Source organism: Paenibacillus sp. LC231, assembly GCF_001860525.1.
Taxonomy (GTDB): domain Bacteria; phylum Bacillota; class Bacilli; order Paenibacillales; family Paenibacillaceae; genus Paenibacillus_AQ.
The window spans coordinates 55,817-70,185 of record NZ_JFOM01000011.1 but is presented as its reverse complement, the minus strand read 5'-3'; the positions used below and the strand labels follow the sequence as shown (position 1 = coordinate 70,185).

The following is a 14,369-nucleotide window of genomic DNA, read 5'->3' as shown; positions in this document are numbered from 1 at the left end:
CAATCATTTCAAGTTTACGAAAACAGCGAAAAACCCGCGCTGGGCACGGGTTTCCTGATTTTCCCTACTTTATAACCTCCGCAAGTCAGTGACAAAACAGTGACAGTACGGGCCTAATAGTCGTTTTACCGTTATTCTTTAAGCATGGTGATCAGTTTATCGAATTCCTCGGCATTCAAATATTTGGATATGCCCTGCTCGATGTCCGCAAGTTCCGCTGCAGTCAGTCCATCCTCCATCGCCGCAGAGATCTTCTGCATTTCCGATTGGGGCAGTTTATTCATCAGCAGGGTAAAAATCTCTTCTTTCTCCTCTGTTGGCAAACTGTCCTTCCGATCCACAATTTCCCCCGGCGTCATCACAATCTCCTGATCTTCCAGCGAGGAATCGTTAGGCTGCTCTGTCGTGTTCGTGCCCATTACCGGCAAGGAATTGTCAGGTGCCTCTTCATCAGCTGGCGGCTCACCCGTCGTTCCCGCCGGGTTCGAATTCGCTTCGTCATCCTCTTGTGCCCCTCCATCACGATCCAAGCCGCTCCCTGGCGTTGGTTCATCAGACGTGGCATCCTTATCTTCTGCCCTATTGTTATCCACCGCGGGGTTGACACTACCGACATCTGGCTTGGTGCCGGAGCCCATACCGAGCATCGACTTCATAATACCTCCAACCCCCATCGGCTCCGTCTCCAGCTGAATGTTAAAACTGGACAACACCGATTGAATATAGGCATTGACCACGATGCCTGTTGTCACAATCGTGAGCGTGCTCACCAGGATGGCGGTCAGGCTAACTTTCAGCAGCCATTTCGTCCACTTCATTCGTATTCCTCCTTCCTCATACATGCTCTGAAATGACATGGCGATGATTGCTTTCTTTTTCCAGTATTGACGGCTCAGAATCGCTTCAATCCTCTTTCCCTCATTTTTTCTACTTCCATTTGATATATTTCATGATTCCGTTAGTTATAGGCCCATTCCAAAATAAAAAAACCGGAACCATCCCTAGCAACCTAGTAGATGAATCCGGTTTTTATTATGCTGGATCGTGTACCTTGTCCAGCTCTCAAGAAGGCCACACGCCTCATTGAGTTCATATGGTTTCTGTCCCCCTATATTGATCTGACTGCATATACCCGCTGCCTTTAGCCCCAATTCCAAATTATCAGCGTGCTGTCCTCTATGTCTCTCTCCATTATAGGGTGGATGGACAACCGGCTAAGGGATAATATTCTTCAAAGGAAGGGACAAATTTTTCCACATTTAGGCATCAATGTTATCGCAGGATGCGTTCTGGTCTCCACCTTCTTTGCCAAAAAGAAAAACCCGCCGACACTATCATCGGCAGGTTCATAGACCTATCTTATCATTAAAGTTGAACTTCTAGTCTCTCTACTCTTGGTCCAACGCTAGATTATTTCTCGTAAATCGGAAGCACTTGATTCGTCTGCTCCCGGTTGCGGCCCACTGAGAAGATGGCAATCGGAATACCGGTCAACTCGGATACGCGCTCTACGTAGCGGCGGGTGTTCTCCGGCAGATCCTCCAGCGTTTTGGCGCTGGTAATGTCTTCACTCCAACCTGGCAGCTCTTCATAGATCGCTTCGCACTCGGCAAGCATTTTCAGGCTTGCTGGGTAGTGCGTAATCTCTTCGCCGCGGAATTTATATGCGGTACAGATCTTAACGGTCTCAAGACCGCTCAGCACATCCAGCGAGTTCAGTGACAAGCCGGTAATTCCGCTCACACGGCGGGCATGGCGCACAACTACGCTATCGAACCAGCCTACGCGGCGAGCGCGTCCGGTTACCGTGCCGTATTCATGCCCTTTTTCCCGAATATACGCCCCAATTGCATTGTCCAGCTCCGTTGGGAAAGGTCCATCCCCTACACGGGTCGTATAGGATTTAGCCACACCGATCACCTGCTGAATCTTCGATGGTCCTACACCGGAGCCGATACATACACCGCCGGCAGAAGGATTCGAAGACGTAACGAACGGGTACGTGCCTTGGTCGATGTCCAGCATGACGCCCTGCGCGCCTTCGAACAATACTTTTTGATTCTCATCGATCGCATCATTCAGGATGACGGAAGTGTCACGCACATATTTACGAATGATTTCGGCGTATTCCAGGTATTGCGTTAAAATTTCTTCAACATCGAGTGCTTCCCCGCCATACACCTGGGTAATGACTTGATTCTTCTCCTTCACCAGATGGCGAAGCCTAAGTTCGAACTCTTCAGCATCCATCAGATCTGCGATCCGGATGCCGTTACGTGCAGCTTTATCCATATAGCAAGGGCCGATCCCCTTGCGGGTTGTACCGATTTTGTTCGGACCTTTGCGGTCCTCTTCCAGAGCATCCAATACCATATGATAAGGCATGATAACATGAGCACGATCACTGATTACCAGATTATCCGTGCTGAACCCGTTATCATGAATATAATTAATCTCTTCAATAAGTGCAGCCGGGTTAACGACCATACCGTTTCCGATCACACAGGTTTTATCTTTATAGAATACTCCGGATGGAATCAAGCTAAGCTTGAATTTTTTACCGTCAATCAGAATGGTGTGGCCGGCATTGTTGCCGCCTTGGTAACGGGCTACCACGTCAGCGCTTTCAGCTAAATAATCCGTGATTTTCCCTTTCCCTTCATCTCCCCATTGTGTTCCCACAACGACTACCGTTGACATATTCATTCCTCCGCTCGGGCTGTTACACCCTTAATATTTCGCGAAACACTGTGAAATAACCTTTACAAACTGATTAAATTTCAACCTCACTGCACTAAAGCAGCAATACCAGTGTAACAGTCCCCATTTTTAAAGTCAAATACAAAAACGAACAATCGCACATCAGTGTGTACGATTGTTCGGAATTAGGACAAGATTATCGAATGATTGCAGCATTATTCGGGGAACCGCCATAAGAAAAACGACTGTCGACATACTTTCTCAGAAGACAGACCGCGGTTAGAGGAATCTTTTCTTACGATATCAGGAAGGCCCAAGCTTCGAAGTTTATACTTGATATCTTAAGAAATGCCCTTTACTTACAACCAGCGGCAGATGTCTGCCTGGTCGGTTAACCTGTAACGCGTCATCCGGCAGCAAAGGCATCGGCATGCGTTCGTTCGTAATTGACGAATTTATTAAAGTTCTTCAGGAAGACCAGTTCCACCGTACCTACAGGACCGTTACGCTGTTTAGCAATGATGATCTCGATGATGTTCTTCTTCTCGGTTTCCTGATTGTAATAATCATCCCGGTACAAGAACGCAACGATATCGGCATCCTGCTCGATCGAACCGGATTCCCGAAGGTCACTCATCATCGGACGCTTGTCCTGACGCTGCTCCACGCCCCGGCTGAGCTGTGACAGCGCGATAACCGGCACTTCAAGCTCACGGGCAATTTGTTTAAGCGTACGCGAGATCTCGGATACCTCCTGCTGCCGGTTCTCCCCGGCCTTGCCGCGTCCATGAATGAGCTGGAGGTAATCGATCAGGATCATGCCAAGACCCTTCTCTTTTTTCAGACGACGGCACTTCGCACGAATATCGGCAACCGTAACACCCGGTGTATCATCAATGTAAATCTCGGCTTCCGACAGGGCTGCGATGCCCATCGTAAGCTTGGACCAATCCTCATCACCTTTGAAATCACCGTTACGCATGACCCCTGCATCCAGGTTAGCCTCCGCACAGATCATACGCTGTACGAGCTGCGGCGCTGACATCTCCAGACTGAAGATCGCCACGGTTTCTTTGGCACGAATGGCCACGTTCTGAGCAATATTCAATGCAAACGCGGTTTTACCTACGGAAGGACGGGCAGCCACGATGATCAAGTCGTTGCGCTGGAATCCACTTGTCATTTTGTCCAAGTCCACGAAACCGGATGGAATTCCCGTTGTATTCCCCCGGTTCTGATGGAGAACCTCCACCTTCTCGAATACTTCCATCAGCACGTCGCGGATCGCAATAAATCCGCTGCCCGTGCGTCGATTGGAAATTTCGAGAATGCGCCGCTCCGCCTCGCTGAGCATACCGGATACATCTTCTCCTCCGGTATATCCTTCACTGACAATCTGTGTTGCGGTGCGAATCAACCGCCGCAGCATCGATTTCTCTTCGATGATCTGGGCGTAATAATCCACGTTCGCAGCCGTCGGAACCGCATGGGCCAGCTTTGCTAAATAGCTGACACCACCGACCTCTTCCAGCTGCCCTTTATCTTGCAGGAGAGATGTAAGGGTCACCAGATCGATCGGTTGATTGCCTTCCCCGAGCTGCACCATAACTTCATAGATCATCTGATGCGTTTTGTCGTAGAAGTCCTCGGCCTGCACCCGCTCCATCGCTGTAATCAGCGCTTCACTTTGTAGCAGAATGGCACCTAGCACCGCCTGCTCTGCCTCAAGGTTCTGCGGGGGGACCCGATCGAAATAGAGTTCTCCTCCCATATTACTCCTCCGTAATTTGAACCTTGAGCGTCGCCTTGACGTCAGGGTGCAGCTTCACCGGAATCTGGGTAACACCCAGACTGCGGATCGGATCGCTAAGTTCAATTTTGCGTTTGTCGATTTTGATCTTCTGTCCTGCCAGCGCTTCAGCAATTTGTTTGCTGGTAATGGCGCCGAACAGACGGCCGCCTTCTCCAGCCTTAGCTTTCAGGACAACCGTCATCTCTTCCAGCTTTTTGCCGAGCGCCTGTGCTTCTTCCTTCTCCTGAGCCTTGCGCTTCTCCTCGGAAGCCTGCTGCTGCTCCAGTGTTTTCATGTTGCCGTCGGTTGCCGGACGAGCGACCCCACGCGGAATCAGGAAGTTTGTTGCATATCCTTCCGAAACTTCCTTCACTTCACCTTTCTTGCCTTGACCCTTCATATCTTTTATGAAAATGACCTTCATTCAAATAACCCCTCTTTCGCTTCGATGTCCTTCAGTACTTCCATCAACTTCTCCTCGGCTTTCTCAGGCGTCGTATCCAGTTGTACTGCGGCGTTCGTTAAATGTCCGCCTCCCCCGAGACGTTCCATAATCATCTGAACATTCATCTTGCCCATGGAGCGGGCGCTAATGCCAATCTTGCCGTCTGTGCGTTCGCTTATGACAAACGATGCCTGCACATCCGTCATATTCAGCAGCATATCCGCCACTTGAGCGATCAATAGCTGCGGCATGGGCTCCCCGCTCTTCGAAACCGCAATGGCGATATGGTCATATACCATTCTAGCATGTTTCACGATTTCTGCCTTCGCTATAAATTCTGTCAGATCTTCCTTGAGTACCCGCTGAATCATCATTGTATCGGCTCCGTGACGACGCAGGAAACCGGCAGCCTCGAACGTTCTCGATCCCGTGTGGAGGGCAAAATGCTTCGTATCCACCGTGATCCCTGCCAATAAGGCCGTTGCCTCAACCGGTGTAAGGGATACCCGTTCGTGAATATACTGCAGCACCTCCGTAACCAGCTCGCAGGTTGATGAGGCATACGGTTCAAGATAGATCAGCACCGCATCGTTAATAAACTCTTCTCCGCGCCGGTGATGATCCATTACAACGACCCGGCTTGCGCGATGAACCAGCCGCGGTTCCATCGTCATGGAGGCTTTATGCGTATCAACCACAACGAGCAATGTATGCTCTGTCATGATTTGCATCGCTTGTTCGGTAGAGATGAATCGATTCATCAAGGCTTCGTCCTTCCGGACCTCTTCCATCAGCCTCGATATGGACGGATTCATGCCCTCCATCACGATATAAGCCTCCACTTTATACATCTGAGCTGCTTTCAACACGCCGATTGCAGCGCCGACCACGTCCATATCCGGCAGCTTATGACCCATGATGATCACTTTGTCGCTCTCCTGCATCAAATCACGCAGCGCATGGGAGATAACGCGTGCTCTTACGCGCGTCCGTTTCTCCACTGCATTGGATTTACCGCCATAGAAGGAGAGCCTCTGGCCCGCTTTGACAGCTGCCTGATCTCCGCCACGGCCCAGTGCCATATCCAAACTGGATTGTGCCAACTGCCCAAGCTCCGTGATGTCGTCTGAACCGAAAGCAAGACCAACGCTTAGCGTCAGCGGTACCTTCAGATCGGCGGTCATCTCCCGGACTTCATCCAAGATGAGAAAGCGGCTGTTCTCCAGCGCATCAAGCGACCTGTGGTTGAGCATCATCAAATAACGGTCCGAGGAAAGTCTCCGCAAATAGACGTTAAATTCACGCGCCCAATCGGTAATCTCACTGGTTACCTTCGCAATCAGTGCCGTCCGCTGTTGATCATCCATCCCCTGCGAGGCTTCATCGATGTTATCCATCATAATAATGCCCAAGGCCAATCGCTCATCCTCATACCGCTGCCTCAGCACGGCCAGCTCGGTAATCTCATCCAGATAGATTAATCGCTCATCCGGAATGACCGTTGCTCCATAGAACTTATCCTCGTGGGAGATCTCCAGACGAATTTCTTTCGGCAGCTTCTCCTTGTTATCCTTCTTCTCTTGAGTTTCCTTTATCGCGACAACCAGCTGGGGAAACAGTTCCTCTAAGGATACGCCGACCAACGACTGCTGCGGAAACATATTGACCACGAATTGGTTATGCCACTCCACGGTCTTGTCCTCGCTGTACAGGACGATGCCAAAAGGCAGCACGCTGACCGCTTCGCCTTCGACCCGCTGAATCCGAAATGACAGATCCCCAATATAATCGACCAGCTCGCGGCGGAATTTCATCTCCGTCTTCAGCATGGCATAGCCGCCTGCCACCGCAAGCAGCAGACCTACCAGCCCCAGAATGGTATTGTAGAACGACAGAAAAATAACAAGCAGAAGCACCAGCGCAAAAGCCCAGACGGTATGATAGCCGTGCCAGCGCTTCTGCAGAAATTTAGGCATGACTCATCACCCTATCTTTTGGTTTTACTAAACGCCTGACGAAGTGGAAATGCCAGGTCCAGGATTCCGATAATCATAGCCGGCGGGAACAGCACAATCGGTATAGCCGTCAAAAGCGGTACAATCGGATGCCACTTCCGTTCGTGAGTGAGATAGTAGAAGAACCCCAGCGCTTGAATCATGAAGCAGATCTGCAGCAAAGGCGTAGCGTTTGCCACGATCATCTTCATGAAGGTATTGTCCGAATTAACGGTTGCTATGTTGATGAAGAAGATGAGCAAGTAGTACCAGATCAGGGAACGCGGCAGCATCCATTCTCTAGCTGGCTTCAGGCGCGGCACGGTCAAGCCCATACTGCCCAGTGTAGGACGAGCCAAAGCATGGGTTACCACCGTCATGAGGAATGAGCTGATAATCATCGCAAATGGAACCAAGCGCATCGTTTGATCCTTTATTAACTGTGTATCGAGTTCGGTACCAAGGAACTGTCCTCCCAGGCCTCCTTCTACACCCATCTCAGTGAGCGGAGCCGTCGTCATCTTCACAATCTCATCCACATACTCCGACAGATTTAATTGGAAGAAGGCGGTGCTGATCATGAGCAGAAGAAGCATTTCCACAAGCATGACAGCCATTCCATACTTCAATACCTGCATAGCTGCCTTCCGCTTCCGGTACAAATACCCCATGACAATCCCCGGAATGGCAAAATAGATCGCAAATAACACATAAATAGGGTGAATCAGAAGCGCGATCAGCCACACTGGCACCACATGCATGATAAATGATTTTGTATTCAAAGCCGTAAACAGAATCGCAACCGGTAGAACTAACAAGAAAGCCGTTACGATCGAAAAGGGTGTGAGTAATGATAGCAGCAGAAGCAAATAAATAACGCTCCATACCGCCGTAGTCCAGCGCAGTTTCAATATGTTCACCTCTTACGCAAATGTTCTTCGAGCGCGGAAATATCCTGGTACCAATCTTCCAGCTGATGTCCTTCCTGCTTATGCTTTTTCAATTTCTCTAACAAGAGATCGTCCAAATCCCGATAGGTCAAGCCGAGCCTTCGGCCCAGTATGTATGAGCTCATCATCAGGCTTACCAAACTGTCTCCAACCTTTGTAGTGCTGCCTTCCCATAGAGCTTTGAATAAGCGGGATACATTGTCAATTACTTCGGTTTTGAGCCATTCAATCACTTTGGCACGTTTAGCTACATCCAAGTCCTTCGGCATATTTGGCATATCCATCTCTCCCTGAAAACAGCTTTATTCTCCATTATAGCATAAAAAAAAGCCGCCCACACAAAGGCCCATGCACCCTGTCCATCCTTAGTCCCAGTTGGCACTCGGTAACCCACCTTCTCTTTGTACTCCGTTCGGGCCCCGGTTATTCCTCCACGCTTTTTCGCTGCAGCTCGGTTCGATAAAAATAGGGCGTGTTACCCACATTGTCATCGTGGTCCCACGCCCTTGTTTATTTTCAAGCCTGCTTGATTATGATGCTCCGTGGGACTCCATTGTCTCCTTGGAGACAATTCGTTCACAGTACTCTATGATGAGGCTTCTGCGTACAATTCCGATAAAGCGGTTCATATCATCCACGACAGGTACAAAGTTTTGCACCTTGGCCAGATTGATCAGATCCTCCATCCGGGCGTCAATCGACACCGGCTTGATATCCATACGAAAAGGAACATCCTTCAGCAAAAATTTCGAAGCGTTCTCAAAAGTGATTTTGCCTTCCGAATTCTTCATATGCCATAACAGGTCACCTTCGGTTACAGTCCCTGCGTACTGACCGTTCTTATCCAGTACGGGCACAGCTGTATATCGGTGAAACTCCATCCGTTCCAGCGTCTGCCTGAGCGTAGAATCCAGTGTTAAACAGATCACTTCCTGCTTCGGTAACAGAAAAAAAGCGATATTCATAATGCGTTATCCTCCTTATGACTCCAACCTCTGAAGTCATGTTAAGTAACCTTCCTGATTTAAAGCCTAGGTATGCAGGTTACTCCTTCCCCTATCCATACTCATACATACGTTAACTTCGCCATTCTGATTCCTTATATAGGGCACAAAATCAGCAGCCATCCGACTGCTGATTGAGATGAAGCAACGTACTATGACATCATCCGGGTGTACCGGTGTTTATTTATTTCAACTTTTGCTTCTCAGCATCTTTGGGCTGCAGCAGTTGATCAGCCGGCGTATCGGGGTTCATCCAATTGTCAATTAGATCCCGGGCTTCCTGCACGTCTTCCATGTCGGGCTCGTTATAATAGACGCCGCCAATTTTCATGCCTTCCCCCATGATCGTATAGCTGGTCATATCCACTTTGCCACCAGTCAGCATCTGCTTCGCCAGGTCAATAATGAACTTAGGCTGCATATCGGTCTGGAAATTATCACCCATGATCTCAATCAATTCAGGCACCTTGCCGATCTGATCAAGCTTCATCACCCGCTTGGCCGCTACGTCCAAAAACACTTGCTGTCTCTTCGCACGATTAAAGTCGCTATCTTCCCGATAACGGACATAATTCAAAGCTTCTTCGCCGTTATAAATCGGTTTGTTGGCTTCAATCGTGAATTTCTCATGGTCTCTGCCTTTGTTGACGATATCCTTGCCGATCGGCAGTTCCACGCCCCCAATGGCATCAACAACATCCTTCAAGCCCTGAAAATTAATGGAAGCATAATAATCAAGTTCTTCTTCGAAAAATGCCTCCATCGTATCTTTGGCCATTTGATGACCGCCAAATGCAAACGCGTGGTTAATCTTATCTTTCTTGTCCTTGCCAATAATATCGACATACGTGTCCCTTGGAACCGAAATTAAGAGCACTTTGGACTCCATTGGACGTACAACCGCATAGATCAACGTGTCCGAACGCGCAGGTTCATCCTCACGCTGGTCACTCCCGAGCAGCATAACCGAGAACGGCTCGCTCTGAAGTACGACAGGTTCGGGTGTCTTGTCGCTCTGGAGCGGTTTATACGATTTCTGTAATGATTCCTCTACATCCTTTGCCATAAACAGATCAAATGCAACAACCGCTAGCTGCGTTCTGAACAAAAATGCGGTTGAGCCAAGCAGTATGACCAAAGCGAGAGTAATATATATTGATTTCCTCTTCATGAGTTCAATTCCTTCTTTATTATAAAATAAATTAATAGATAAGTCAGATCGTTAAAGGTCCTTGCTTGCACCTCAAGCTACTTGGCTCCCCCTCCTCTCCTTATTAAACGGGAACTCCTCCCGTTGACTCACTTCATATCAGTAGGCCAGTTTCGCACATCATCTATTGTAAACCAGATTATTGTCAAATGTGAACCCTTCGCGGGCAGTTCTATAAATCTACCAAATCTTCAGCGATCTGCTAAACAGGTCTCTTATCATGCGTAAGAGCGGCTGAGATCCCCGAATATTGAAACCAGTCATCCAGCCGCTCTCTCCATGTTAACGTTTTGGCGAATCCGTAGTCAAATAGCTTGCGCGTCTCTTCAAATCTTGCTTCTTTGGACTCGGTACCCATGACAACGGCAACAAGCCGACTGCCTTGTTTCTCCGCAGTACCCGTGAAGCAGTATCCTGCATTTGCCGTATACCCTGTCTTTAATCCGTCAGTGCCTTCATAGGAATAAGGACCTCCTACCGATGGCAGCATCCAATTGGTATTGCTTAAATATAAATTCCGTCCGCTGATCTTGGTTTGGGTCTTGCTGGAGGTGCTAAGAATATCCGGGTGGCTTCGAATCAAATGTGCTGCCAGCTTGGCCGTATCCTCTGCGGTCATCGCCGTTTCTCCATCCGATGACCAGGCTTGATCGTTGGCTGTGTTTCGCTCGACTCCCGACGCATTCACGAATCGTGTCGCGCTGGATAAGCCAATCTCTTTTGCCTTGGCATTCATTTTTCGGACAAACGCTTCCTCGGAGCCTGCAAAATGCTCAGCAAGCGCTACGGCCGCATCATTGGCTGAATAAACCGTTATGCTCTGGAACAATTCGCGTACCGTCACAATTTCGCCGGATTTCAAGGCGATTTTAACGCCGCTTACGTCGCTTGCGGTATCGCTTATCTTGACTTCATCGTCCCAGGATCTCTTTCCGGTCTTAATATCATCCAGGATGACCAACTCGGTCATCAGCTTGGACATGCTTGCAGGCGGTAAGGGTACATCGCCATTTTCGCTGAGCAAAATACGCCCGGTGTTTAAATCCATCAAGACAACCGCTCGCGCGTCCACCTTCGGTTTAAACCCCGCTCGTTCTATATTTCCTATGACAACCGCCCCAATCGGGACGATGATTAACAACATCATGACCAGCCAAAGCCACCGTTTTTTCATAGAATTAGCCCTCCATAATAATAGACGGATAAAAAGGGCTTTTGGTCTGCTTTTTTTCGAAAATTTTATTTAGGAATTTTTGTAAAATGGTCCGTTGGTCCTCTAAAATGAAAAAGACCCCCACCCGTCCGCAGACGGAGGAAGTCCCCCTAGAAATTTTTATCTAATAATCGCTCTGGTTGCTGTCAGAAACTTTAGATATGAAGAGTCATATTAAGCGTAGTGACAAGCAACAAAGTGATTGTTACCCATATCGCGATACTCTGGAATCTCCTGCTTGCACAGGTCTGAAGCCAGCGGACAGCGAGTATGGAACTTGCAGCCGGAAGGCGGGTTCGCCGGGCTTGGGATGTCTCCCTGCAGTACGATCCGATCGCGCTTCAGCGTTGGATCCGGTACTGGCACAGCCGATAGCAAGGCTTTTGTATAGGGATGCAGCGGGTTGCGGAACAATTCTTCCTTGCTGGCCATTTCCACCATCGATCCCAGATACATTACCCCAATTCGGTTGCACAAATGCTCTACAACACTGAGATCATGTGAAATGAACAAGTAAGTCAACTGTTTATCGCGCTGCAAATCACTAAGCAAGTTGATGATTTGCGCTTGAATCGATACATCCAGCGCGGAAACCGGCTCATCCGCTACAATAAAGTCTGGATTCAGAATCAATGCGCGGGCAATCCCGATCCGTTGACGCTGTCCACCGGAGAATTCATGCGGGTAACGATCATAATGATAGGCAGCAAGGCCGCAAATCTCAAGTGTTTCAATCACACGATCCTTAAGATCCTTACGGTTCACTAAGCCATGGTCAATGAGTGCTTCACCGATCGCTTCGCCAACCTTGATTCTTGGGTTCAGGGAGCTGAAAGGATCTTGGAACACGATCTGCATCTTCGGACGCAGTGCACGCATTTTCTCTTTGGACAAGGTATGGATATCCTGACCATTAAAGATAACCTTACCTTCCGTTTTCTCCAGCAGACGGAGAATGGTTCGGCCAATGGTGCTCTTGCCGCAGCCGGATTCACCTACAAGCCCGAAGGATTCACCTTTGTTAATGGAAAAGCTGACTCCGTCAACTGCTCTTACATTACCCACCGTCCGCTGCAATATGCCGCCGGTGATGGGAAAGTATTTCTTCAAACCATCGATTTCGATCAGTGCTTGACTCATTACGCTTTCCCCTCCTCTTCATACAACCAGCAAGCGACCTTATGGCCGTTAGGATCCGTACCGAGCGGAGGCGTCTTCTCTCTACAAATCTGCATGCATGATTCACAGCGATCATGGAAATGACAGTTGTCTCCAAGATCTACCGGATTGGGTACCTGACCCGGAATCGAATACAGACGTTCCTGGGTCTGATTAATGATGGGCTTAGCTTTCAAAAGCCCCTTGGTATATGGATGCTTTGGCTGCTTGAAGAGCTCAATGACCGGGGCTTCCTCAATAACTTTTCCTGCATACATAACAACAACATAGTCCGCCATCTCCGCTACGACACCCAGGTCATGCGTTATCAGCATAATGGATGTATTCAACTTCCCCTTGATGTCGCGCATCAGATCCAAAATCTGGGCCTGAATCGTAACATCAAGCGCTGTTGTTGGCTCGTCAGCAATCAGAAGCTTGGGATTACAGCTAAGTGCAATCGCGATCATAATCCGTTGGCGCATACCGCCGCTGAGCTCATGCGGATAGGAGTCGAAAATCTTCTCCGCACGCGGTATTCCTACCAGATTGATGAGGTCGATGGCACGTTGTTTAGCTTCTTTGCGGTTTACGAGCTGATGCAGCAGAATCGGTTCTACAATCTGTTCCCCGATCGTTAATACCGGATTCAGTGAGGTCATCGGTTCCTGGAAGATCATGGCGATATCATTGCCGCGAATCAGACTCATCTCGCGCTTGCTCATCTTCAGAAGATCCTTGCCTTCATATAGGATTTCTCCTCCTACTGGAGGTGTATCAATTAAACGCATAAGAGACATGGCTGTTACGCTTTTACCACAGCCCGACTCACCCACCACGCACAGTGTTTCACCCTCACGGATTTTGAAGCTTACATCGTCGACGGCTTTCACGGTGCCTGCGGAGGTTTGAAAATGCGTTTTTAAATTGCGGAATTCAACTAATTCTTTTGCCATATTCGCATCTCCTACTTCTTCATTTTCGGGTCAAGTGCGTCACGAAGCCCGTCACCGATCAAGTTGATTGCAACTACGGTAACCAGAATACACATACCTGGCGGAATCCATAGCCATGGTCTCTTCCGGAAATCAATCAAATTGTTTGCCGCAGAAATCATATTCCCCCATGATGGCGTCGGTGGAACAACACCAATCCCGAGAAAGCTTAGTGCGGATTCATAAATGATTGCTCCAGCTACACCGAGTGTTGCAGATACAATAATGATTGGAATCGTATTAGGAAGCAGATGGCGGAAGATTTTCCGGCGATCCTTAAGTCCCAAAGCATCGGTAGCTTGCATAAACTCCTGCTCGCGGAGCCCCAAGATTTGACCACGTACGAGACGGGAGATGCCGCTCCAGCCCAACACACCGATAATCAACATCAGGAAATAGATACGATCTGACGGTTCTACCTTCAAGTCTGACAAAATAGCACCCATGATGATGAGGATTGGGAGCGTAGGCATTGCCATAAAGATATCAGCCATACGCATAATCAGCGTGTCCACCCATTTACGATAAAAACCCGCTAAAGCTCCCAAGGTTGCTCCGATGATTACCGAAATGCCTGTCGCAACAAGCCCAACTAAAAGAGATATTCTGCCTGCAAGCATCATACGCAAGAGAATGTCGCGCCCCAGTTTATCGGTACCTAGCCAATACTTCGAGCTTGGAGGCAAATTCTTGTCAAGCACACTGTAATCATAAAGGGAATAAGGTGAAAATACAGGGCCAACAAAACACAACAAAAACATAAATACAATTATGAAAAGTCCGATGACAGCGAGACGGTTTCTGGAAAAACGACGAATAGCGATTCGCCATGGGGAATCCGGTCGCTTCTTCGGTACTGGTAGATTCGTTTTTAATGGTGCAGTCTCTGCGGACAAATGAATCTCCTC

General features: G+C 48.7%; 13 protein-coding genes. All 13 read right to left on the bottom strand.

Features of this window, described 5'->3' with window-relative positions; all coding sequences use genetic code 11:
- Positions 1-131 precede the first annotated feature (131 nt).
- Positions 132-818 (bottom strand): hypothetical protein, encoded by a 687-nt coding sequence (locus AK95_RS07485; protein WP_071219352.1) that lies wholly within the window; start codon positions 816-818, stop codon positions 132-134.
- Between the two features lie 592 nt (positions 819-1,410).
- The gene (locus AK95_RS07480) at positions 1,411-2,700 is read right to left on the bottom strand and encodes an adenylosuccinate synthase (RefSeq protein WP_071219351.1); all 1,290 of its coding nucleotides are present in this window, start codon (positions 2,698-2,700) and stop codon (positions 1,411-1,413) included.
- A gap of 406 nt (positions 2,701-3,106) precedes the next feature.
- Positions 3,107-4,471, bottom strand: coding sequence for a replicative DNA helicase (gene dnaB / locus AK95_RS07475; protein WP_071219350.1), 1,365 nt, complete (start codon positions 4,469-4,471; stop codon positions 3,107-3,109).
- Position 4,472: 1 nt separating this feature from the next.
- Positions 4,473-4,916 (bottom strand): 50S ribosomal protein L9, encoded by a 444-nt coding sequence (gene rplI, locus AK95_RS07470; protein ID WP_071219349.1) that lies wholly within the window; start codon positions 4,914-4,916, stop codon positions 4,473-4,475.
- Positions 4,913-6,913, bottom strand: a complete 2,001-nt coding sequence (locus tag AK95_RS07465) for a DHH family phosphoesterase (RefSeq protein ID WP_071219348.1) — start codon at positions 6,911-6,913, stop codon at positions 4,913-4,915. Before AK95_RS07465 ends, rplI begins: the two co-directional genes overlap by 4 nt.
- Positions 6,914-6,924: 11 nt before the next feature.
- Positions 6,925-7,851: a DUF2232 domain-containing protein gene (locus tag AK95_RS07460; RefSeq protein ID WP_235613045.1), complete on the bottom strand. Its 927-nt coding sequence runs from the start codon at positions 7,849-7,851 to the stop codon at positions 6,925-6,927.
- Positions 7,848-8,150, bottom strand: a complete 303-nt coding sequence (locus tag AK95_RS07455; RefSeq protein ID WP_174819218.1) for a MazG-like family protein — start codon at positions 8,148-8,150, stop codon at positions 7,848-7,850. The genes AK95_RS07460 and AK95_RS07455 overlap by 4 nt, the downstream gene beginning before the upstream one ends.
- 261 nt (positions 8,151-8,411) lie before the next feature.
- Positions 8,412-8,846 (bottom strand): CBS domain-containing protein, encoded by a 435-nt coding sequence (locus tag AK95_RS07450; RefSeq protein ID WP_071219346.1) that lies wholly within the window; start codon positions 8,844-8,846, stop codon positions 8,412-8,414.
- Positions 8,847-9,069: 223 nt separating this feature from the next.
- Positions 9,070-10,056, bottom strand: coding sequence for an LCP family protein (locus tag AK95_RS07445; protein WP_071219345.1), 987 nt, complete (start codon positions 10,054-10,056; stop codon positions 9,070-9,072).
- A 241-nt stretch (positions 10,057-10,297) separates the two neighbouring features.
- Positions 10,298-11,269, bottom strand: a complete 972-nt coding sequence (locus AK95_RS07440; RefSeq protein ID WP_071219344.1) for a D-alanyl-D-alanine carboxypeptidase family protein — start codon at positions 11,267-11,269, stop codon at positions 10,298-10,300.
- Positions 11,270-11,482: 213 nt separating this feature from the next.
- Positions 11,483-12,448 (bottom strand): ABC transporter ATP-binding protein, encoded by a 966-nt coding sequence (locus AK95_RS07435; RefSeq protein ID WP_071219343.1) that lies wholly within the window; start codon positions 12,446-12,448, stop codon positions 11,483-11,485.
- Positions 12,448-13,422, bottom strand: a complete 975-nt coding sequence (locus AK95_RS07430; protein ID WP_071219342.1) for an ABC transporter ATP-binding protein — start codon at positions 13,420-13,422, stop codon at positions 12,448-12,450. Before AK95_RS07430 ends, AK95_RS07435 begins: the two co-directional genes overlap by 1 nt.
- An 11-nt stretch (positions 13,423-13,433) precedes the next feature.
- A complete protein-coding gene (opp4C, locus tag AK95_RS07425) occupies positions 13,434-14,357 on the bottom strand; it encodes an oligopeptide ABC transporter permease (protein WP_071219341.1) in 924 nt (307 codons plus the stop codon).
- Positions 14,358-14,369: the final 12 nt, after the last annotated feature.

Bases quoted from the DNA above. Each gene is read 5' to 3' on its own strand.
- AK95_RS07485 (WP_071219352.1), bottom strand. From the start codon at position 818: ATGAAGTGGACGAAATGGCTGCTGAAAGTTAGCCTGACCGCCATCCTG.
- AK95_RS07480 (WP_071219351.1), bottom strand. From the start codon at position 2,700: ATGTCAACGGTAGTCGTTGTGGGAACACAATGGGGAGATGAAGGGAAA.
- AK95_RS07455 (WP_174819218.1), bottom strand. From the start codon at position 8,150: ATGCCGAAGGACTTGGATGTAGCTAAACGTGCCAAAGTGATTGAATGG.
- dnaB (WP_071219350.1), bottom strand. From the start codon at position 4,471: ATGGGAGGAGAACTCTATTTCGATCGGGTCCCCCCGCAGAACCTTGAG.
- AK95_RS07440 (WP_071219344.1), bottom strand. From the start codon at position 11,269: ATGAAAAAACGGTGGCTTTGGCTGGTCATGATGTTGTTAATCATCGTC.
- AK95_RS07450 (WP_071219346.1), bottom strand. From the start codon at position 8,846: ATGAATATCGCTTTTTTTCTGTTACCGAAGCAGGAAGTGATCTGTTTA.
- AK95_RS07435 (WP_071219343.1), bottom strand. From the start codon at position 12,448: ATGAGTCAAGCACTGATCGAAATCGATGGTTTGAAGAAATACTTTCCC.
- AK95_RS07465 (WP_071219348.1), bottom strand. From the start codon at position 6,913: ATGCCTAAATTTCTGCAGAAGCGCTGGCACGGCTATCATACCGTCTGG.
- AK95_RS07445 (WP_071219345.1), bottom strand. From the start codon at position 10,056: ATGAAGAGGAAATCAATATATATTACTCTCGCTTTGGTCATACTGCTT.
- rplI (WP_071219349.1), bottom strand. From the start codon at position 4,916: ATGAAGGTCATTTTCATAAAAGATATGAAGGGTCAAGGCAAGAAAGGT.
- AK95_RS07430 (WP_071219342.1), bottom strand. From the start codon at position 13,422: ATGGCAAAAGAATTAGTTGAATTCCGCAATTTAAAAACGCATTTTCAA.